This window comes from Alishewanella sp. BS5-314, from assembly GCF_025377695.1.
In the GTDB taxonomy this organism is placed as follows: domain Bacteria; phylum Pseudomonadota; class Gammaproteobacteria; order Enterobacterales; family Alteromonadaceae; genus Alishewanella; species Alishewanella aestuarii.
In genome coordinates this window covers 1,215,270-1,236,973 of record NZ_JACEHJ010000002.1, presented here as the reverse complement: position 1 = coordinate 1,236,973, position 21,704 = coordinate 1,215,270, and the positions used below count along the sequence as shown (strand labels likewise).

The following is a 21,704-nucleotide window of genomic DNA, read 5'->3' as shown; positions in this document are numbered from 1 at the left end:
AGGGATGATATGAAAGTCACAGTTTTTGGTATTGGTTATGTCGGTCTGGTGCAGGCCGCGGTATTAGCTGAGGTTGGCCATCAGGTTCTCTGTGTCGACGTAAATGCCGAGCGGGTAGAAAACCTGAAAAAAGGTATTATCCCGATTTATGAACCTGGCTTAACACCGCTGGTAGAAAAGCACTTTGCCAGCGGTTATCTCAATTTTACTACCGACGCTCAGGCTGGTGTGTTGCATGGCGACGTGCAATTTATCGCTGTGGGCACGCCACCCGATGAAGATGGGTCTGCCGATTTACAGTATGTGTTGGCGGTGGCGAAAACTATCGCTACTTATATGCAGTCACCTAAGGTGGTTATCGATAAATCTACGGTACCTGTTGGTACCGCAGATAAAGTCAAGGCCGCTATTGCCTCGGTATTGGCAGAGCGTGGCCAACAACTTGATTTCGATGTGGTGTCAAACCCCGAGTTTTTAAAAGAGGGCGCCGCAGTTAATGACTGTATGCGACCCGATCGCATTATTGTTGGTACCTACGATGAGCGCCCTAAAGATCTGATGCGGGAGCTGTATGAGCCGTTTAACCGTAATCATGACAAAATGATTTTTATGGATGTGCGCTCTGCTGAGCTCACTAAGTATGCAGCTAACTGTATGCTTGCTACTAAAATTTCATTTATGAATGAAATGGCCAATTTAGCTGAGCTTCTGGGTGCCGATATCGAAGCAGTGCGCAAAGGTATTGGCTCTGATCCCCGTATTGGTTACCACTTTATATATCCAGGCTGTGGTTATGGTGGCTCTTGCTTCCCTAAAGATGTGCAGGCTTTGATTCGTTCGTCAGAGCAAATGGGCTATAGCCCTAAAGTGTTGCAAGCTGTCGAGGCGGTCAACAATAAGCAAAAATATAAACTGCCCGAGCTGATTAAACAGCATTTTGGTACTGCGCTGGCAGGCAAAACCATTGCGCTTTGGGGCTTAAGCTTTAAACCCAACACCGATGATATGCGTGAAGCCAGTAGCCGGGTTTTAATGGAGCAGTTATGGGCTGCAGGGGTAAAAGTGCAAGCCTATGATCCTGAAGCGATGGAGGAAACTCAACGTATTTATGGTGTGCGCGATGACTTAACCCTGGTGGGGACCAAAGAAGCGGCCTTAAAAGGTGCTGATGCCTTGGTTATTTGTACCGAGTGGCAACAGTTCCGCGCGCCTGATTTTGATTTAATCAAATCGCAGTTACGTCAGGCTGTGATTTTTGATGGCCGTAACTTGTACGATCCGCGCCGCTTAGCCCAGCGAGGCTTTATCTATTATGCCATTGGCCGCGGTGAAACCGTGCGCAAATCAAGCTGATGGAGCGAGTATGAAATTTCTGGTTACCGGCGCCGCAGGCTTTATTGGTTTTTATGTGTGTCAGCGTTTGATACAGCAAGGGCACCAGGTGGTGGGCCTGGATAATCTTAATGCCTATTACCCGGTACAGTTAAAACGTGATCGTTTGGCACAGTTGCTAGGGCAACCCGGTTTTAGGTTTGAACAGCTCGATTTAGCGGATCGAGCCGGTATTGCCAATCTTTTTGCCAAAGAAGGCTTTCAGCGGGTTATTCACCTTGGCGCTCAGGCGGGGGTACGGTACTCACTGCAAAATCCGATGGCCTATGCCGATAGTAACCTTAGCGGTACTCTTACCATTCTGGAGGGCTGCCGCCAGCACCGGGTTGAGCACCTGGTTTATGCTTCATCCAGCTCCGTCTACGGCATGAATAGCAAAATGCCGTTTAGTACGCACGATAGAGTGGACCATCCGGTATCACTCTATGCGGCTACAAAAAAAGCTAACGAATTAATGGCCCATTCATATAGCCATTTGTATGGTATTCCCACTACGGGGTTAAGGTTCTTTACTGTTTACGGGCCTTGGGGGCGGCCAGATATGGCACCGTTTTTATTTACTAAGGCCATTTTAGCCGGAGAGCCTATCAAAGTATTTAACCATGGCGAGATGTTGCGTGACTTTACCTATATTGATGATATCGTTGAAGGTATAGTACGTATCCAGCAGCAGCCACCCAAGCCAGCGCCGGGCTGGGACGGTAGCGACGCCAGTAGCAGCTTTGCGCCGTATAAAATTTTTAATATTGGCAATAATCAGCCGGTAAAACTGATGACCTTTATCGAAGCCATTGAGCAGGCTACCGGTAAAACGGCAATTAAAGAGTATTTGCCGATGCAGGCTGGTGATGTGCCGGCGACTTTTGCCGATATTGATGATTTACAGGCCGCGGTAGGTTTTAAACCATCTACACCTATTACACTGGGTATGCGGCGTTTTGTAGACTGGTATCGCAGCTATTACAATGTTGAGTAGCTAGCAAGACGGTGAGCACACTACTAAAAAATAAAATGGATAATGGAATAAATGCAAACAAATATTGTGCGTAAAGCGGTGATCCCTGTTGCGGGCCTCGGTACCCGAATGTTACCGGCTACTAAAGCTATTCCTAAAGAGATGCTACCGGTAGTTGACAAGCCGCTTATTCAGTATGTGGTGCAGGAGTGTATCGCTGCCGGTATTAAAGAGATTGTCTTAGTTACGCACTCATCGAAAAACAGTATTGAAAACCACTTTGATAAAAGTTTTGAGCTGGAATCGATGCTGGAAAAACGGGTTAAACGCCAGCTGTTAGATGAAGTGCAAAATATCTGCCCGAAAGACGTAACTATTATGCATGTTAGGCAGGGGGAAGCTAAAGGATTAGGCCATGCAGTGCTTTGCGCACTACCTTTAGTCGGTGATGCGCCCTTTGCTGTGTTGTTGCCTGACGTTATTGTTGATAGCTACGACTGTGATTTGATGCATGATAACCTGGCAGAGATGGTTAAGCTTTTTATGCAAACCCAAGTTAGTCAGGTAATGGTAGAGCCAGTGCCGCGGCAGAATGTTAGCAGTTATGGTATAGCTGATGTTGCTGGTGTTGAATTATCGGCTGGTGAGTCCGTAAAAATAACAGAAATTGTCGAGAAGCCTAGTGTAGAGCAAGCGCCGTCAAACCTGGCGGTGGTCGGGCGTTATGTTTTTAGTAAGGATATCTGGCCTTGCCTTAAGCGTACACCAATAGGTGCCGGTGACGAAATTCAATTAACAGATGCTATCGCCATGTTACTTGAGCAGCAGCCAGTTAACGCTTATCAAATTAAAGGCCGCAGCCATGATTGCGGTAATAAGCTTGGCTATATGCAAGCCTTTGTTGAGTTTGGCTTGCGGGATAAAAACCTTGGGCCGGGTTTTCAAGCCTGGTTACAGCAGTTGTTGCGTGACTATCGTTAATAAATGCTAGTTTTAGTGCTATACTTGAGCCAATTTTTGCTGTTTAAGTGCCGGTTACTGAAGCCGGCACAATGGAGTTAAAACATGCTTGCATGGTTGCTGGCGCTGCCTCGTTCGGCTAAGCGTATGATTTCAGTAGCAATAGATACCGTATTTTTATCGCTCTCAATTTATTTAGCTTTTGTGCTTACCCAAAATGGGAATGCGCGCCAGCTATCCGATATAACGCTGGCTTTTGTAATTACGCTGCCGCTTACCTTGCTTATATTTACCAAGCTAGGCTTATACCGGGCGGTAATTCGTTATGTTGGTCAACACGCGCTGGGCGCTGTGCTATTCGGTATTTTAGGTAGTGCTGCCTTATTGGCTGCACTATTTATGTTTTTTGACGTAGAGCATCGAACCAATCTGGTTATAGTTTATGCCTTAATCGCTTTGGTTACCTCAGGCGGCGTTCGTTTATTAGCCCGCATGCTTTTAGAGCAGCGTAATAACGGCCATAAAACCAGAGTATTGATCTATGGAGCTGGTTCTTCCGGGCGTCAGTTAGCACAAGCCTTGATGAATGGTGACCAATATCACCCGGTCGCCTTTGTCGATGACGACAACACGCTGCAACGTTCAACCATTCTCGGTATTCCTGTTTCCAGCCCTAATAATATTCCTGGCTTAATTAAACAAAAAAATATTGGTCGTATTTTATTGGCCATGCCGTCAGCCAGTCGCGGCCGTCGCCGCGAGGTGTTGGATAAATTGGAGGCCTTGCCGATACCGGTCTTATCAATACCGGGTATGAGTGATTTAGTTAACGGCAGTATGCGTATTGATGAGCTGCAGGATGTAAAAATAGAAGATCTGCTGGGGCGAGACCCCGTAGCACCGAAAAAGAAATTATTACATGCCAATATTAAAGGTAAGGTCGTCATGGTTACCGGTGCTGGCGGCTCTATTGGCTCTGAGCTATGCCGGCAAATTATTCGCTGTGAGCCGCTAACGCTGGTGTTATTCGAACTGTCTGAATATGCCCTTTATGCTATCGAGCAGGAGCTAAAAGCCTTAATTTGTAATGAGGCGCTGGAAATTAACCTAGTGCCGGTTATGGGGACGGTGCAGCGGCAAAGCCGGCTTGAAAGCGTTATGCGCGCTTTTGGCGTACATACGGTTTATCATGCCGCTGCCTATAAGCATGTACCCTTGGTGGAATATAATGTCGTTGAGGGCGTGCGCAATAATGTGTTCGGTACCTGGTATGCTGCTGAGGCGGCGATCAAAGCCGGGGTGGAAACCTTTGTCCTTATCTCTACCGATAAAGCCGTTCGGCCAACCAATGTAATGGGCGCGTCTAAACGGCTGGCAGAGTTGGTGCTACAGGCATTGGCTCAGTATCAAACTAAAACCCGTTTTTGTATGGTGCGCTTTGGTAATGTTTTAGGCTCATCCGGCTCAGTGGTGCCACTGTTCCGCGAACAAATTCGTAAAGGCGGCCCCGTTACCGTGACCCATAAAGATATTATCCGTTATTTTATGACCATTCCGGAAGCTGCTCAGCTGGTGCTGCAAGCTGGTGCCATGGGCAAAGGCGGTGATGTGTTTGTATTAGATATGGGCGAACCTGTGCGTATTTCTGAGCTCGCCCGCCGTATGATCCACTTAATGGGTCTGGAAGTTCGGGACGAAGATCACCCACACGGCGATATTGAAATTAAATATACTGGCTTGCGCCCCGGCGAAAAGCTGTATGAAGAATTATTAATCGGCAATAATGTGCGGAAAACTGAGCATAGCCGTATTATGGCAGCAGATGAAGTATGCCTGAGCTGGCCTGAAATGGAGCACTTATTGGCGCGCTTAGATGCCGCCTGTAATCGCTTTGCCGTGGAAGATATTATTGCACTTATTCGCAGTGCACCTACCGAGTTTAATTACAGTAACGCTACCAGTGATTTGGTTGTAAATGCGGCATGTCCGGTGGATACCCGTAAGCAATTAGAGGTATTAGCTGCTGCCGACACCTCCAGGCCGCTGGTAACTGTACTTAAACAAACGGAGAGTAAACAACAAATTGCTTAGTTTTAAATTTAAGCATTGTGTTAACTTTAAACTTGGTTTAAGCTGCTCCGTAATCGGAATTCGGTTTAACCATTGAGGGATATTTTATGAAAAAAACTTTAGTAGCAATTTCTGCTGCTCTGGCTTTAGCCAGTGCGGGTGCTGTTGCTCAATCATCTGACAGCGCCGGCGGCACTGCTGCTTCTGGTGCTACTGTTGGTGGTGTTGCTGTTGGTACTATCGTAGCCGGAGCCGTTGCTGCTGGTGTATTAGCAGCTATTGTTTCTAATAGCTCAGGCGTTACACTGCCACCAGTACCACCACCGCCACAACCACAACCAAGCTGTGAAGGTACTGATCCTTTAGTTGGCGGTGCATGTGTTGGTACTACCGTTACTAACACTGTTACATTAACAGGTACAGGTACTGCTACAGGTACAACTACTGCAACTGCCACAACCACTTTTACTTACGCACCAACACTGCGTTAAAAGTAAGTGAACTCAAAAAGCCGCCTTTAGGCGGCTTTTTTATTCAATAATTTCTTAAGTTGCCAGGATAGCAAACAATGAAAAACGCTATTTATGCGCTATGCACTACGGTAATTTGTAGCCTCGGTCTGGTTGGCTGTTCAGGTACTTACCAGGCGTATCGTGATACTCTTAGTTATGCTTTTAAACCACCGGCAGATATCGAGCTTGCTACCGAGCAGGTAATTGCCTCACCTGCAGATTTACTCTATTTCCGCTATGGTGAGCAGCGGCAGGTTGTGTTGGCCTTGGCCTTTATGGAGCATAGTCAGCAAAAATGGATTTCTGCAGATAACGCTGTTGTGGTATTACAACATGGTCGAATAGTCCGTACCGCTGGCTTGCCACATAATTTACTTTTTGTAACCGCCAGTACTGAAGATCCTTTAACCCGCGGTGTAACGTCCTTAGCTGGCAGTAGCTGGCAAAGTCTTACTGACTGGCAGCAGGATGAATATGGCTATTTAGTACAAAGTCAGTTTAGCCAACCTAAGCCGGAAACATTGGTAATACTTGAGCATAGCTTTAACGTATTAAAAGTAACCGAAACTTTAAGCTATAAAACCCGGCCGCAGTTTTGGCGCTTTGATCAGCAGTGGCAAAATGAATACTGGTTTGAACAATCCTCGGGCCAGTTATTAAAAACGCGCCAGCAATATGCACCTTTTCAGCCACCGACCGAAATGGTTTTTATCAGCCGGGCGGCTCGTTTAGCTAAGGCAGGATAAACTATGCGTTTACTAAAGAATCTAACTTTGCTGGCCGCAGTGCTGGTAACCTTGCCAGTGTCGGCTCAGGTGGTAGTGCATAGCGCTGGCCAGTCGATAACCTTTGAGCAGCCCGTGCGGCTGGATGCCGTAATGGCCCCGCTAGTGCGCTCTGCTGAGATTTATTGGCCAGCTGCTGCCTTGTATGACACTAACGCCCCCGAGGCAGAGCAACTGCGCCGCCAAACACTAAATCTGCTGCAGGAGCTGCAACAAAGTGCTAAACCAGAGGTGCAGCAGGTCTTGCTGCAGTTAGCAAGCCGTATCGGTGACTGGCGTTTAGCTAAACGCTTACCCTTTGCCATTGATTATGACTTGGCCCGTATTAATCTTGCAGCCAACCCGCTATTGCCAACTGGCGACTATATTTTACAGCTTCCCCGTCGGCCCGATTCTGTAGTACTAATAGGTGCTATTAGCGGTGGTGTTGTTACCCAGGCGCATACGCCTGCGACTGCTGTAAATGACTACTTGCAGCGTGCTAAGTTACAGTTCGCAGATACCAACAACATTCGGCTATTGCAGGCCGATGGTCGCTTATTTCAGGTGCCGTTATCCGGCGCCTCCGCGGTATATCAGGAAGCACAACCCGGTGCAGCTTTATATGTGCCTTTTCGTAGTTCGTTGTTTAGCCGTGATTATCAGCGTCTAAACCAACTCTTGGTTGAACTTATGCAGTATAGGATTGCAGTATGAAACGGATAACTATCAAACACTTGCTGCCATTTGCGCTATCGCCGCTGCTGCTAGCAATGTCTGCAACAGTTAACGCCGAACAACGCTGGCAGTTACCACCGGCAGGGGTATCACAAAGTGCTCATGGTGGCGTAGGTCTAATTCAGGTACCCACAGCTCGCATGGCGTCGGAAGGGAACTTATCGATTAATTATTCTGACAATGAAGAGTATCGCTTTTGGACGGTAAGTACCCAGTTATTTCCTTGGTTAGAAGCGACAGTACGCTATACCGATGTTAGAACTCGTTTATATAGTAATGACCCAGGCTTTAGTGGTGATCAAACTCTTAAAGATAAAGGAATAGATGCCAAATTTCGCTTAAGGCAGGAATCGAAATGGTTACCTGAAGTTGCTGTAGGTTTGCGTGATTTAGGTGGTACGGGCTTTTTTGAGAGTGAGTTTGCAGTTTTAAGTAAAAAATTTGGCGATTTTGATTTACATCTTGGTCTTGGGTGGGGGTATCTTGGTAACGCCGCAAATATTACAAACCCATTCTGTAGTTTGGCTGAGAGTTTCTGTTTGCGAGCTGCTGATGTTGGCCAGGGTGGTACCGTTAAATATGATAATTTCTTTAAAGGATCAGCTTCTGTCTACGGTGGTATTGAGTACCAAACGTCCTGGCAACCGCTCCGGTTAAAGCTGGAATACGAGGGTAACAATTATCTTGACGATGCAGCAGGGGCTCTAGCGCAAGATAGCCGCTGGAACTTAGGGGCGGTATACCATTGGCGTGATTTTGATTTTAGCCTGAACTATCAACGCGGTAATACCTTAGGTTTTGGTGTTTCCTATGCGCTGAATTTGCATAATGCCGCTGGCTATAAAGTAAAACCGCCACTACGTGATGTTCCTGCTGAGCCAAAGGTGGCACAGTTTGACCAGGTACAGCGTGAGCAATTGATTTATGATTTGCTTTATCAGGCGGGCTTTTTAGTTAAGAGTTCAGCCCTGGCAGATGGGGTATTAACCGTTTATGGTAACCAGATAGCCTATCGCGATCACGAAGAAGCGTTAGAACGGATTGGGCGTATTTTAGCGGCCGAGTTACCTGCGGATATCACAACCTATAAGATTGTAAATCTGAACGGCAATATTCCAATGCTGGAGTCGGTGATTGATGCGAGTGAGTTTAAGGCGGTGGCCCGTAACGAACGTTTAGGTGCACCTTTTACCTCCACCTATGTGCGGCAGGATGTCTCGGCGCAAAGTCTGGCTGATTTTAAACCGCTGGTAACCAAAGGTTTTTACACTAATATGGAGCTATTCTGGATCCAAACCTTTGGTAGTCCGGAAGAGTTTTATATGTATCAGGGTGGTGTGATCTTGGGTGCTGGCTATAGCTTTAACCCAAACTGGGCGCTGCATGCCTCCAGCAAAGTAACCTTAATAGAGAATTTTGATAAGTTTAACTTTACTGTAGATGCCTTTGATACTGGATTACCACGGGTGCGGACCTACATTCGTGAATATGTTACCCGTAGTAAGATTACCCTGGATACACTGTATGGCAATTGGCAGGAGCGTTTAGCGCCAAATCTGTATGGTCAGCTTTATGCTGGCTATCTGGAAGCCATGTACGGCGGGGTAGGTGGCGAGGTGATGTATCGCCCGGTGGACAGTAATTGGGCTGTCGGTTTTGATCTGAACTATGTGCGGCAACGTTCTTACGAAAACGATTTTAGCTTTTTCGATTACAAGGTACTGACTGGCCACGCCAATATTTATTGGAAACCGGATTTTCTGCCTGATACCCAGCTAACTTTCAACGTTGGGCGTTTTCTGGCAAAAGATTTGGGCGTTAACGTCGACTTCGCCAAGCGCTTTAACAGCGGCATAGTGATGGGGGCTTACGCGGCCATTACCGATGTATCGTCAGAGCAATATGGTGAGGGGAGTTTCACGAAAGGGTTCTATATTTCGATCCCATTCGATTTGTTCTCTATTACGCCGGCGACGGGCCGTGGTAAGTTACCATGGATCCCAATCTCCCGCGATGGCGGACAAATGTTGAACCGGCCGAGCATGCTCTACAACATGACCGAGCAACGCTCCCCCTTCTTCGACTAATTATCCACAGCACTCCGGTACCGGTCTGACCTGTTTATCCACAGCACTCCGGTACCGGTCTTACCAGTTAACGGGTAGGATTGAGGTTTTAAGGTATAGCGATGATTTATTTCAACAGTCAAAGTATCCCGGAATTACAAGGACTTAACTTTTCGCAGCGGATGCAGATTATTCGTACGGCAGCAGATCGTTTGCCGGCACCGACCAAAATTACCCTGAATATTATTAAGCTGATTATTTTATCAGTGCTGTTTATTATGATTGCACGCGCCGATGGCTGGGCAATAGCAGGCTACATACTGTTGCTGGTTGTGCTCTATCCACTGATCACCAGACCTATCACCTTCTATCTTTGCCGTAAGCAGTTTGCGACTATTCGCCGCCAGCAGTTTCCAGAGCAAAACTAAGTTATCCACAGCACTCCGGTACCGGTCAGAGCTCTTACCGGTACCGGAGACGTGTGGATAAGTCAGGCGAGGCCGTGCTGTTTCATCAGGGCTTCGAGTTCAGGTAGGCTCGCCGGATCGTCAATGGTGGAAGGGATCTGATAGGCCTGGCCTTCGCCGATTTGGCGCAGCAGTTTACGCAGGATTTTGCCGGAGCGGGTTTTCGGTAGGCGCGGCACGACTAAAGCGCGTTTAAAGCAAGCGACAGCGCCAATTTCCTGCCTTACCAATGCGACTAACTCATCCTGCACGGTCGAAGCATCGGTGTTGACGCCGTTTTTCAGCAAGACAAAGCCAACAGGTTGCTGACCTTTAAGTTCATCCGGTAAGCCTATAACGCAACACTCGGCAACCGCTGGGTGCGAAGCGATGATTTCTTCCATTTCACCGGTAGAAAGCCGGTGCCCGGCAACATTGATCACATCGTCAGTGCGGCCCATCACAAACAGATAGCCATCCTCATCCAGATATCCGCCATCGCCTGTCGCATAATAGCCTGGAAATTGGCTCAAATAACCCGCCACATAGCGATCCGGATTACCCCACACTGTACTTAAACAGCCGGGCGGTAAGGGAAGCTTAATCGCAATATTGCCCTGTTGGTTGGCAGCGACCGGTTGTCCTTCGTCATTCAGGATCTGTACGTTATAGCCGGGTACCGGACAGGTTGCTGAGCCGGCTTTGGCAGGCAGTAATTCAACGCCTGCCAGATTGGCGCAAATCGCCCAGCCGGTTTCAGTTTGCCACCAATGATCAATAACCGGCTTACCAGAGACTTCGCAAGCCCAGTGATAGGTTGGAGGATCCAGCCGCTCGCCGGCCATAAAGATGGTTTCCAGTTTACTCAGATCATACTGCTTCATCAGCTCAGCGTTCGGATCTTCTTTGCGGATGGCCCGAAATGCCGTAGGTGCCGCAAAAATCGCCTTAACACCGTACTCGGCGCAAACCCGCCAGAAAGCGCCGGCATCAGGGGTGAAAACCGGTTTACCCTCGTAGAGGATAGTTGTGCAGCCAGCTAATAGCGGGGCATAGACGATATAAGAATGGCCAACAACCCAACCGACATCGGATGCCGCCCAGAACACTTCGCCAGGTTTAATATTGTAGATGGCGTGCATGCTATAGTGCAGGGCAACGGCATGACCACCGTTATCACGCACCACGCCTTTGGGTTTGCCGGTGGTACCAGAGGTATACAGAATATATAACGGATCTGTGCTTTTTACCGGAGTGGGAGCTGCCGGGCAGGCAGTGGTCATTTCGGCTTGCCAATCGAGATCCCTGCCGGCAACTAAATTGGCGACTTGCTGCGGCCGTTGAAAAATAATACAGCGATCGGGCTGATGGCTGGCTTTCTCCAGAGCGCTGTCGAGCAGTGGCTTGTAGCTAATCACACGGTTAATTTCGATACCACAGGAGGCGCTTACCACTACCTTAGGTTTGGCATCATCAATCCGCACTGCCAGTTCATGCGGTGCAAAGCCGCCGAACACCACCGAATGAATGGCACCGAGGCGCGCTGTCGCCAGCATTGCAATTGCAGCTTGCGGGATCATCGGCATATAAATGACCACCCGATCCCCCTTGATCACGCCCTGAGCTTGTAATACTCCGGCAAAAAGCGCGACCTCATCCCGCAACTCGCGGTAACTGTAACGACGTTTACTGCCGGTAACCGGGGAATCGTAAAACATCGCAGTTTGTTCGCCGCGGCCTTGCTCCACATGGTAGTCGAGCGCTAGGTAGCTGGTATTGAGCTCGCCATCGGCAAACCACTGATATTGCCCATCTTGTGCGGTGAGTACCTGGGTTGGTTGCTTGAACCAGGCCAGCTTACTGGCTTTGTCGCCCCAAAACTTAACAGCATTGTCGACGGATCCTTGGTATTCGGTACGGTAAGACATGGTTTTTGCCCCTATTGATGGTCTTTATGTCGACACTTTACAAAATTTTACGCTGAATAAAACTTAGACTATTGGCTATAACCCCGCCAATTTTTATCCACAGCACTCCGGTACCGGTCTGAGGTCGGAGCTCTGGCCGGTACCGGAGTGCTGTGGATAACTTTGGGGTGAAGAATTTATTGCTCAGTCAGCGGCTTATCGTTATTCTAAAGCTAAGGGTTCACAAAGGTTATGTAACAGATGTTGCAGCAATTTTGGCGTAGGTTTTCAGGTCAGGCTCCGGGCGTTAGATCCTTGCTGGTACTACATCTGCAGGAACACCAAATTCATCTCTTATCGGCGCGGGCGGATAAGCTTAAATCCGGCTCATCTGCCCCGATGAGTCGACTTGTGCCGTTACAGGGCGCGACAGTATTAACGGCATTGCCAGCCTTGTTAAAAGAGTTGCCGGCGAGTGCGGTCAGTATCGTGTTGGGCCCGGAGCATTATCAGTTACTGCCGCTGGATAAACCCAATATCCCTGCTGCTGAAATGCATCAGGCTTTGCCCTGGCTGCTGAAAGACATCTGTAATTTGCCGCCGGAAGATATGCAGCTCGACTATCTGGATATGCCGGCAACTGCCGGTGCCAGTGCTAAGGTGAATGTGGTGGTTGCCAGTAAAGGTTTTTTACAGCAACTCTGTAAGCTGCTGGTCGACGCCGGCCATCAACCACAGCAAATTCTGGCTGAAGAATTATTAAGCCGCGATCTGTTATCGCCGCAAGGGCCGACCCGGTTAATTGTGCAACAACAGCCTGGTCATGAAGTGATTTTACAGGTCGTTCGCGACGGACAGCTCTGTTTTAGCCGGCATTTACGCGGCTACCAGCAGCTGTTAAAGAGCAGTAGCACAGAGTTACAGTTTGGCTTGCTAGATAACTTGCTGCTGGAAGTGCAGCGTTCGATGGACTTTATTGAAGCCCAGCTGAAATTACCGCCGGTGCGCGAAATTTTGCTACTGCTGGCGCACCCACAGTTAGCCGAGCTGCCAGCTTTGTTTCAGCAAGCTGGATTTAATCAGGCCAAGGTGCTGACCTTACCTGATAACTGGCCGTGGGCGCGACAGCTGGATCTGCCATTACACTGGCCGGCGATAGTGGCGTTGCATCGTTTACAGCAACCGGCAGAGGTGGCCTTTGAAGCAGCAAGTTAATCTGTTTTCTGCCAGCTTATTGCCGGCAAAGCCGGTATTGCCGCTGCGCAATCTGGGGATTTATAGTGCAATGTTACTCGCGCTCACACTGCTGTTGATGGCCGCATTCAGTTATCTGAGCCAGCAGCAATTGCACACAGTGCAGGCGTTACAATTACAACAGCAACAACTGCAGCAGCAGGCAGAAACCCTGCAACTGGCGTTATTGCAACGACAGCCAGACAGCCAGTTGCAGCAGCAATTATTGCTGGCGCAGCAGGATCAACTCAGACGTCAGGCCTTGTTACAGTTTTTGTTACAGCAGCAAAATGGTACCCGTTTTAGCCCGGTACTGACCGCATTAGTAAAAATCGACCGGCCGGAGCTGTGGTTAGAGCGCTTTAGTCTGAGCAGTAATGGCAGCAGTTGGCAGGGGCTAACCCAACAACCTGCCAGTGTCGCGCTCTGGTTAAACGAGTTGTCACAAGTCAATGAATTAAAAGGCCAGCAATTTCAGCAGGTGCAGTTACAACAGCAGGCGGAGTCGTCGTTAGTGCAATTTAAACTGGATAGCCGCCCGGGAGTAACGCCATGAGCGCAACCAGCTGGCAGCAATTAAATACACGTTATGACGCGCTGAAGCTAAGAGAAAAGCGGTTGGTTTTCTTCGGCCTCTTGTTAGTGCTGGCTTATTTGTTATTGATATTGCTGATAGAGCCGGCCTGGCTGCGCTATCAGCAGGCGCAGCGTCAAAGCGCGCAACTGCAGCAGCAACTGGCGGCATTGACGGCACAAAATGAACAGCTTGCTCAAGAGCTTAGCGTTGATATAAATCAGCCGCTGCGCCAACAACTGGCACAGCAACTTGAGCTGAATCAGCAGCAGGCTGAGCAACTTAAACCCTTTCAGGCCCGTTTTATCACTGGTAGCCAAACTGTGGCGCTGTTACACGATGTCCTTGCCGAACTGAAAGCCTTACAGCTAGTGTCATTACAAGCAGCTCCCGCGCAGCCCATGCATCTGCCGGGGCAGGATAGCGCTGAACCGCCGGCCCTGTATCAGCACCTGACCACGGTCGTGGTGCAGGGCAAGTATGACGAGCTGCAGCAGTTAGTGCAGGCATTGGAACGCTTGCCGTGGCTGCTGCGCTGGCAACAACTGGACTATCAGGTCCAACAATATCCGCTGGCGCATCTGACGCTGCAGCTGGCTACGGTAAGTGAACATGAAAGCTATATTCAGTTTTAGTCTGTTGCTGTTGGCACTGCCACTGCAGGCCGATCCAACCCGACCACCGGCAACAGTGCAGGCCCAGCAGCAGGGCGCTCAGAGCATGGCTGCGCCAGGGCCGCGGCTGGAGCTGATTATTGAGACAGCCAATGGTTATCAGGCTATGCTAAATGGCAACTTAGTCAAAGCCGGCGATCGTTTCGGGCACTACCGGGTGCAGAGTATTACGGCTGAACGTGTCGTGTTGGTTGGCGATAGCGGGCAGTTACAACTTTCGATTAATAATAAAAAGATCAAAACCTATGAACCTTAGTCGTCTGAGTTATTCCGTTGTCGCCCTATCCTCGCTGCTGTTAGCCGGTTGCAAGATCACACCGGATCCCAAGGTCACTGCCGATGCCACTAATCAGTTATCGCAGGCAGCGTCTATGCCGGCAGCCGTAGCGGCAAATCCTGCGGTACCTCTAGTGGTGCAACAGGAAGTGCTGGCCGAATCGCTGCGGCCGCTGCTGCGCAACGAACCCCGATTTAATGTGAATGCGCAGGATGTCGCCTTGCCGGATTTTCTGCGCTCGCTGGTGGCGGATACGCCTTACAGTATGGTGGTACACCCCGAGGTGAGCGGCCGCATCAGCCTGCAGTTAAAGCAGGTTACGCTGGCCGAGACGCTGGAGCAGGTCAGACAGCTGTTTGGCTTAGATGTGCGGCAAAGTGGCAGCATCTTTCAGGTGTTTCCGGCCGCGCTGCGTACTGAAACTATCGCCGTTAACTATTTGATGTTACAGCGTCAGGGCTTGTCGGCCATTACCGTGAACTCGGGTGGCGTCTCGCAAAACAGTAATAATCAAAGTAATCAGAATAACCGCGGCAATTTTAATAACAATAATCTTGGTAGCAGCAATAGCCTGGGGAATCTGGGCTCGATGGGTAATCAGCAGCAGTTTAGTGGCAGCAGTATCCAAACCGAGAACCGCACCGATTTCTGGAGAGATTTAGAGCAAACGCTGCAGGCCTTTTTAGCTCAAGCACCGGAGCGAATGGTGGTGGTTAGTCCGCAGGCTGGCCTGGTAACAGTACGCGCCATGCCGGATGAAATTGCGGCCATCCGTGCCTTTCTGGGGCAGACTGAGCAGCATTTGCAGCGCCAGGTGGTACTGGAAGCACGGATTATTGAAGTTACACTTAATGACGATTACCAGCAGGGGATTAACTGGCAAAATGCCCTGGCCTCTATTCGCAGCACGGAGTTTAACTTAACGACCTCTGGTATTACCCCGGCAAACGCCTTAACTGCTCAGCTGGGTGGCGTAACGGCGATCAGTTTTAATAATGCCGACTTTAACGGTGTGATTAACCTGCTGCAAACGCAGGGCAATGCCCAGGTCTTATCCAGCCCGCGGGTTACGGCGATGAATAATCAAAAGGCGGTGATTAAGGTTGGCCAGGATGAGTACTTTGTGACGGACGTTACCAGTAACACTACCATTGCCGGCACCGGTGCCACCACCACCTCACCCAACATCAGTTTACAGCCGTTTTTCTCCGGTATCGCACTGGACGTGACACCGCAAATTGATGCCCAGGGTGCGGTGATCCTGCATGTTAACCCGTCGGTAACTGAAACCTCGGAGCAAAGCAAAACCATCCGTTTTAGTGACGAAACCGTGGTGTTGCCGCTGGCGCAAAGTAATATCCGCCAGTCGGATACCCTGATCCGCGCCCGTAGCGGTGAGATAGTGGTCATTGGTGGCCTGATGCAAACGGTGAAGTCTGATTCGGTCTCACGTACGCCAATCCTGGGTGCTATTCCGGGACTGGGCCAGCTATTTACCAGCAAACGGCAAATCGAACAGAAGAAAGAGCTGGTGATCCTGTTAAAGCCGACGGTTGTCGAGCCGGGTGTCTGGCAGCAGCAAATTGGCCAATCCAGCGAGCAGCTGCAGCGCTGGCAGCAAGGGCAATAACGCATGTATACCGGCTATTTTCAGCTGACGCAGATTCCGTTCAGTCTGACGCCGGATACCGCTTTTTATCTGCAATTACCTCAGCATGAAGCCGCGCTGACCACCTTGCGTACCGCTATTGACAGTGGCGAGGGCTTTATCAAGGTTACCGGTGAAGTCGGGACCGGTAAAACGCTGCTTTGTCGTTTGCTGCTCAAGCACGCGCCAGCCAGTTGGCAGTTGGCTTATTTGCCGGATCCGGCGCTGACACCGCTGGAGCTACGCTGGGCGCTGGCGCAGGAACTGGGGTTGAAATACTCGGCTAATATCGATACCCCGCAGTTACTGCAATTATTACAACGTCAGCTAGTTTTGCTGGCTGGGCAGCAAAAACGGGTAGTGCTGGTCATTGATGAAGCTCAGGCACTGCCGGATGATACGCTTGAAACGCTGCGGCTATTAACCAATCTGGAAACCGAGCAGCAAAAACTGTTACAGGTGGTGTTGTTTGCTCAGCCAGAGCTTGATAAAAGGCTGGCGAGTTCTGCTTTTCGCCAGTTACAACAACGTATTACCTTTTCGCAGCAACTTACAGGAATGACCGCAGCACAGCTGCAGCATTATGTGCAGCACCGCCTACAGATCGCCGGCTCTACGCAGCAGCGTTTTTCTGTTACGGCATTAAAGCTGCTGCATGTATACAGCCGGGGTATTCCCAGGCTGGTGAATATTCTGGCGCACAAATGCCTGATGCTGGCTTATGGCGAGGGCGCCGCGCAGGTTAACTGGCGTCATATCCGTTTTGCCGCGGCAGATACGGCAGCAGTGCGCTGCCGTTCACATCACTGGCCGTTGCTGGGCCCGGCTTTACTCTGGTTAACGGCATTAAGGGTAAGCGGATGAGTGTGATTAATAAAATGCTGCAGGATTTAGAGAAGCGCCAGGCCAGCACTAATGCTATTGGCCATTCTGCTGCGTTAAGTAACGTCGTCCTAGAAGGTAAGCCTGCTCAGAGTCATTGGCGACGTAATCTGCTGCTATTTGTGCTGGGCTTTTTAAGCTATCAGCTGGTGAAGTACTTTTGGTTTGATACTGATAAGTCTCTGGCTTTGCCGCAGTTCCAATCCCAGCCTCAGTCCCAGATCAGCGTGGCCTCACCGGCCTTAGCTGTTACTGAAACTGTCGCGTCTGAGCCAGCGGCAGCTTTGCCAGTTACGCTAACCGAATCCACCGCTGGTGGCATCCCTACCGCTGCTGTGATACCAGCAGCGCAGAACACGGCTGCCATTAGCAGCCAAAATGCGGTTGTGCTGGTTGCGTCGGCGCAGCCATTAGCAGAGCTATCTGTAATAGAGAACCCGGTAACAGAGAACCCAACTAAGCGGCAAACAGTACAAGAAGACGATGCAGCCTTGGGATCTGAGCCAACAACGCCTGTTGCTGTTGCAACAAGGCAGCCTCAGGCAGCCGCCAATCTGCAGCTGGCAGCAAACCGTGGTGCCGGACAACAAGCACCAACTTCAATTCAAGCCGGTAGCGGTCAGCTGGCGATTGAGCAAAGCCGGCCATCCTACTTAGAACAACAGATGTCGCAGGCCGCGGCCTTAGTGGCAGCCGGGCAGTTACAACAGGCCTTGCTTGAGCTTAATTCGCCTGTTTCGGCCAGCGAGTTTCCGGAATATCTGGCGCTTAGGGCTGCGATCCTGCAGCAACAGCAGGACTGGCCGGCTGCGCTCTCGCTATATCAGCAGCTATTAACGGTTGAGCCGGCGCATCCAGGCTGGAACCTGGCGGCCGGAATAGCGGCAGCGCAGCAGGGGCAACAAGCATTGGCCCGGCAGTATTATCAGCAAGCCTGGCTGCAACAGCAGCGGCTGGCACCAGCCAGCCAGCAATTTTTACAACAACAATTGAACCAGATGAACTAACACCATGCAAAAACCAAAACTTAAAATGCGGCTGGGCGATCTGCTGGTTCACGAAAAAATTATCAGTGAACAGCAACTGCTGGAAGCCTTAAAGCGGCAGCAGGAAAGCGGTCGCAAGTTAGGGGCGACGCTGATTGAGCTCAATTTCCTGTCGGAGCAGCAGCTATTACAATTTTTGGCGCAGCAGCTGCAGCTGCCTTTTTTGGATATTGCACAGCGGCGGATTGAAGCGAAGGATGCCCAGCTATTATCCGAAGTCCAGGCGCGCCGCTTTCGGGCGCTGGTGTTGGAAGCCAATGAGCAATCCGTATTACTGGGAATGAGCGATCCGGCGGATCTGACGGCGCTGGATCAGTTATCGCAGTTTCTGGCGCCGCGGGAGATCCGACTGGCGGTAGTGCGGGAAAGCCAGCTAATGCAGGCGTTTGATACCCTGTATCGGCGCACCAAAGATATTGAAAGTTTTGCCACCCAGCTAAAGCAGGAATACGGTGCGGCGCCTGAGCAGGAATTTGCACTGGCCGAGCAGTCGGAAGCCGACAACACCATCTCGCGGTTACTGCAGTCGATTTTTGAAGACGCAGTGCAGGTCCGTGCTTCAGATATCCATATTGAACCGGATGAAAAAGTGCTGCGCATTCGCCAGCGGATTGATGGCGTACTGCAGGAAAATATTCTGAATGAGGTCAGTATCGCGTCAGCACTGGTATTGCGCTTAAAGCTGATGGCCAGTCTCGATATTTCGGAAAAACGCTTGCCGCAGGACGGTCGCTTTCAGATCACGGTAAAGCAACATAAGATTGATGTGCGGATGTCGACCATGCCGGTGCAATATGGCGAGTCGGTGGTTATGCGCTTACTGGATCAATCAGCCGGGGTGCTGACGCTGGAAGATACCGGTATGCCGGAGCAGATGCTGCGCCGGCTCAGACGCATTATGCAAAGCCCGCATGGTATGTTGCTGGTAACCGGGCCAACCGGCTCCGGTAAAACCACTACTTTGTATGGCATGTTAAGTGAACTGAATCAGCCGGGTAGTAAGATTATTACGGTGGAAGATCCGGTGGAATACCGCCTGCCGCGGATTAATCAGGTGCAGGTAAACCCAAAAATTGATTTAAGTTTTAGCAAGGTACTCAGGACCACGCTGCGGCAAGACCCGGACATTATTATGGTGGGCGAGATGCGCGATCAGGAAACGGCCGAAATGGGCCTGCGTGGCGCTTTAACCGGTCACCTAGTGTTGTCTACCCTGCATACTAATGATGCGGTAACCAGTACGCTACGCTTAATTGATATGGGCGCCGCGCCTTATCTGGTGGCGAGTGCACTACGCGCAATTATTGCACAGCGCCTGGTTCGCCGGCTGTGTGAATACTGTAAAACCCCATATCAACCCGATGAGATGGAGCAAAACTGGCTGCGCCATCATAAAATTCCGGAAGGCACGCCTTTCTGGCATGGCCCCGGTTGTCAGTCCTGCAATAATACCGGTTACAAGGGGCGGCTCGGGGTGTTTGAACTGCTGGTACTGACTAAGCCGCTGGCTGATGCACTGAGACGAAACGATGCTGAGGCCTTTACCAGCCTGGCGTACCACAGCGAGGGTTTTGTCAGCCTGGGACTGATGGCGCTGGACTACGCCCGTAAAGGCGTGACCAGCCTGGAAGAGGTGATGAAGGTGTCGGAATATCTGGAGTCAGACCCGCAAAGCGCCTTTAGTGCGCTGTTAGCAGAGAGTTAAGCCGATGCCCGGTTTTCAGTATAGCGCCCGTGATTTAAAAGGGCAGCCGGTAGCGGGGCAGTTAGAGGCTGCGGATCTGGCCGCGGCGGCCAATACGCTGCGCGAGCGCGGCCTGATCCCTGTTGTGATTAACCCGCTGACAGAGAGCAAGGGCGCAACCTGGTTTAGTTGGCAGGCTAAAGTGGGGCTGGATGAACTGATTATCTTTTCCCGGCAAATGTACTCGCTAAACAAAGCGGGGATCCCGATTATCCGCGCCATTAGCAGCTTACTGGAAAGTGCCCGCTCGGTAGCGATGCAACGGGTGCTGACAGACGTGCTGGAGCAATTGCAAAATGGCCGTAATTTATCCACAGCAATGGCGGCACATCCGCAGGTATTTAACCGGCTGATTATCAGTATGGTGCATGTCGGGGAGAATACCGGCCGGCTGGATGAAGCCTTTATGCAGCTCAGTTTTTATTTTGAGCAGGAGCAGGAAACCCGTAAACAGATCAAACAAGCCAGCCGTTATCCGACCATGGTGCTGATTGCCTTGTTGGTGGCGGTCGTGATTATGAACCTGTTTGTGATCCCGCAATTTGCTGCCATGTTCAGCCGCTTTAATGCGGAACTGCCCTGGTCTACCAAGATCCTACTGGCCAGCTCCGGCTTTTTTACCGCTTACTGGCCCTATTTGTTATTTAGTAGCGTGGTACTGGTTTTCTGGTGGCGACATTATCTGCAAACGGCCGCGGGTAAACTCTGGTGGGGGCGGATAAAGCTGCGCTTGCCGCTGGTTGGCGATATTATTAACCGTGCCACACTGGGGCGCTTTGCCCGCAGTTTTGGCATGATGTTAAAGGCTGGGGTACCTATTACTACTGCGCTAAATCTGGTGGCAGAGGCGGTGGATAACGACCATCTGGGCGAGCTAATTCGCGAGATGCGGCGCAATATTGAACGCGGCGAGAGCCTGTACCGGGTGGCGCAGCAAAGCGGAATCTTTACGCCGCTGGTGCTGCAGATGTTATCGGTAGGCGAGGAAACCGGTCAGATGGATGAAATGCTGACGGAAGTGGCAGGCTTTTATGAGCGGGAAGTGGGCTTTGATTTAAAAAGCCTGACCAGCAAAATCGAACCGATTTTAATTGCGATAGTAGCAGCGATGGTTCTGATTCTGGCACTGGGTATCTTTACCCCAATGTGGGATATGCTGGATGCCTATAAAGGGCGTTAGTATAGTCCGCCAAAGACCCCGGCTGGGTTAAAACTGTACTGGCGCGCACCAAGGTTATCGCGCATAATCAATTAAAAGGGCAGTGGATACACTAAGATGTTAAAGCGTAACGGTTTTACCCTGATTGAAATAGTGATAGTGATCATTATTCTTGGTTTATTGGCCGCCGTAGCCTTACCGCGTTTTATCAGCGCGACCAAGGATGCGGAAGAGGTGTCTATTGAAGCTGTGGCCAGCGCCTTTGCCTCGGCAGTAAGTTTAACCCGTAGCCAGTGGGAGTTGGCAGGGCGTCCCAGCGGGCAGGTATTGTTAGAGGGAACACCAATTTTGGTTAGTCCCAACGGCTACCCAACCGGAGGTGGTTTACCACAAGCCATGACTGCACAGCAGTGTTTACTTGTGCTGGACAGCATTATGCAAAGCCCGCCACGTGCCACCACTTCGGCGAGTATCGAGGATATCCGCCGCGCCCGGCTGTTTGTCCGGGTCGATACCCAGCTATTTGCCCCGGATCACGCCTGCACTTACTATCAAACAGCGGGGTTGGTAGCAGCACCAACTAATCAAATTAATCTGAATGGTTTTGTTTATGTCCCGGCCACCGGTCGGGTAAGTACTTTTATTAATAAGAACTGA

Annotated in this window: 20 protein-coding genes; 19 read left to right on the top strand and 1 reads right to left on the bottom strand. The window is 50.4% G+C overall.

Annotated elements, in window-relative coordinates:
- Nucleotides 1-9: 9 nt before the first annotated feature.
- From H1D31_RS10155 to H1D31_RS10115, 9 genes are all read left to right on the top strand, one after another.
- Nucleotides 10-1,353, top strand: coding sequence for a UDP-glucose dehydrogenase family protein (locus tag H1D31_RS10155; protein WP_261258259.1), 1,344 nt, complete (start codon nt 10-12; stop codon nt 1,351-1,353).
- Nucleotides 1,354-1,363: 10 nt separating this feature from the next.
- Entirely contained in the window at nt 1,364-2,368 is a 1,005-nt protein-coding gene (locus tag H1D31_RS10150; protein WP_261258258.1) for an NAD-dependent epimerase, read from the top strand.
- Between the two features lie 51 nt (nt 2,369-2,419).
- Nucleotides 2,420-3,328, top strand: coding sequence for a UTP--glucose-1-phosphate uridylyltransferase GalU (gene galU / locus H1D31_RS10145; protein WP_261258256.1), 909 nt, complete (start codon nt 2,420-2,422; stop codon nt 3,326-3,328).
- Nucleotides 3,329-3,412: 84 nt separating this feature from the next.
- Nucleotides 3,413-5,398 (top strand): polysaccharide biosynthesis protein, encoded by a 1,986-nt coding sequence (locus tag H1D31_RS10140; protein WP_261258255.1) that lies wholly within the window; start codon nt 3,413-3,415, stop codon nt 5,396-5,398.
- 86 nt (nt 5,399-5,484) lie between these two features.
- Nucleotides 5,485-5,868 (top strand): hypothetical protein, encoded by a 384-nt coding sequence (locus tag H1D31_RS10135; RefSeq protein WP_261258253.1) that lies wholly within the window; start codon nt 5,485-5,487, stop codon nt 5,866-5,868.
- A 77-nt stretch (nt 5,869-5,945) separates the two neighbouring features.
- The gene (locus tag H1D31_RS10130; RefSeq protein WP_261258251.1) at nt 5,946-6,635 is read left to right on the top strand and encodes a YjbF family lipoprotein; all 690 of its coding nucleotides are present in this window, start codon (nt 5,946-5,948) and stop codon (nt 6,633-6,635) included.
- A gap of 3 nt (nt 6,636-6,638) precedes the next feature.
- A complete protein-coding gene (locus H1D31_RS10125) occupies nt 6,639-7,370 on the top strand; it encodes a capsule biosynthesis GfcC family protein (RefSeq protein ID WP_261258250.1) in 732 nt (243 codons plus the stop codon).
- Between the two features lie 56 nt (nt 7,371-7,426).
- A complete protein-coding gene (locus H1D31_RS10120; protein WP_409976791.1) occupies nt 7,427-9,478 on the top strand; it encodes a YjbH domain-containing protein in 2,052 nt (683 codons plus the stop codon).
- A 101-nt stretch (nt 9,479-9,579) separates the two neighbouring features.
- Nucleotides 9,580-9,885, top strand: a complete 306-nt coding sequence (locus H1D31_RS10115) for a DUF6170 family protein (protein WP_008608044.1) — start codon at nt 9,580-9,582, stop codon at nt 9,883-9,885.
- A 62-nt stretch (nt 9,886-9,947) separates the two neighbouring features.
- Here H1D31_RS10115 and H1D31_RS10110 read toward each other — a convergent pair whose 3' ends face one another.
- The gene (locus H1D31_RS10110) at nt 9,948-11,831 is read right to left on the bottom strand and encodes a propionyl-CoA synthetase (RefSeq protein ID WP_261258245.1); all 1,884 of its coding nucleotides are present in this window, start codon (nt 11,829-11,831) and stop codon (nt 9,948-9,950) included.
- 378 nt (nt 11,832-12,209) lie between these two features.
- Here H1D31_RS10110 and H1D31_RS10105 point away from each other — a divergent pair, with 378 nt between their 5' ends.
- From H1D31_RS10105 to H1D31_RS10060, 10 genes are all read left to right on the top strand, one after another.
- Entirely contained in the window at nt 12,210-13,025 is an 816-nt protein-coding gene (locus H1D31_RS10105) for an MSHA biogenesis protein MshI (protein WP_261258244.1), read from the top strand.
- Entirely contained in the window at nt 13,009-13,599 is a 591-nt protein-coding gene (locus tag H1D31_RS10100) for a PilN domain-containing protein (RefSeq protein WP_261258242.1), read from the top strand. Before H1D31_RS10105 ends, H1D31_RS10100 begins: the two co-directional genes overlap by 17 nt.
- On the top strand, nt 13,596-14,252 hold the full coding sequence (gspM, locus tag H1D31_RS10095) for a type II secretion system protein GspM (protein WP_261258240.1): 657 nt from the start codon (nt 13,596-13,598) through the stop codon (nt 14,250-14,252). Before H1D31_RS10100 ends, gspM begins: the two co-directional genes overlap by 4 nt.
- Complete coding sequence (locus H1D31_RS10090; protein ID WP_008608053.1) at nt 14,230-14,547, top strand: hypothetical protein; 318 nt, start codon at nt 14,230-14,232, stop codon at nt 14,545-14,547. The genes gspM and H1D31_RS10090 overlap by 23 nt, the downstream gene beginning before the upstream one ends.
- On the top strand, nt 14,537-16,198 hold the full coding sequence (mshL, locus tag H1D31_RS10085; protein ID WP_261258237.1) for a pilus (MSHA type) biogenesis protein MshL: 1,662 nt from the start codon (nt 14,537-14,539) through the stop codon (nt 16,196-16,198). Before H1D31_RS10090 ends, mshL begins: the two co-directional genes overlap by 11 nt.
- Before the next feature lie 3 nt (nt 16,199-16,201).
- Nucleotides 16,202-17,080, top strand: coding sequence for an ExeA family protein (locus tag H1D31_RS10080; RefSeq protein ID WP_008608055.1), 879 nt, complete (start codon nt 16,202-16,204; stop codon nt 17,078-17,080).
- Nucleotides 17,077-18,105 carry a hypothetical protein gene (locus H1D31_RS10075; protein WP_261258236.1) on the top strand — a complete coding sequence of 343 codons (1,029 nt, stop codon included), beginning with the start codon at nt 17,077-17,079 and terminating at the stop codon, nt 18,103-18,105. Before H1D31_RS10080 ends, H1D31_RS10075 begins: the two co-directional genes overlap by 4 nt.
- Before the next feature lie 4 nt (nt 18,106-18,109).
- Nucleotides 18,110-19,849, top strand: a complete 1,740-nt coding sequence (locus H1D31_RS10070) for a GspE/PulE family protein (protein ID WP_261258234.1) — start codon at nt 18,110-18,112, stop codon at nt 19,847-19,849.
- A 4-nt stretch (nt 19,850-19,853) separates the two neighbouring features.
- Nucleotides 19,854-21,068, top strand: coding sequence for a type II secretion system F family protein (locus H1D31_RS10065; RefSeq protein WP_261258232.1), 1,215 nt, complete (start codon nt 19,854-19,856; stop codon nt 21,066-21,068).
- A gap of 96 nt (nt 21,069-21,164) precedes the next feature.
- Nucleotides 21,165-21,704 (top strand): prepilin-type N-terminal cleavage/methylation domain-containing protein, encoded by a 540-nt coding sequence (locus H1D31_RS10060; RefSeq protein WP_261258230.1) that lies wholly within the window; start codon nt 21,165-21,167, stop codon nt 21,702-21,704.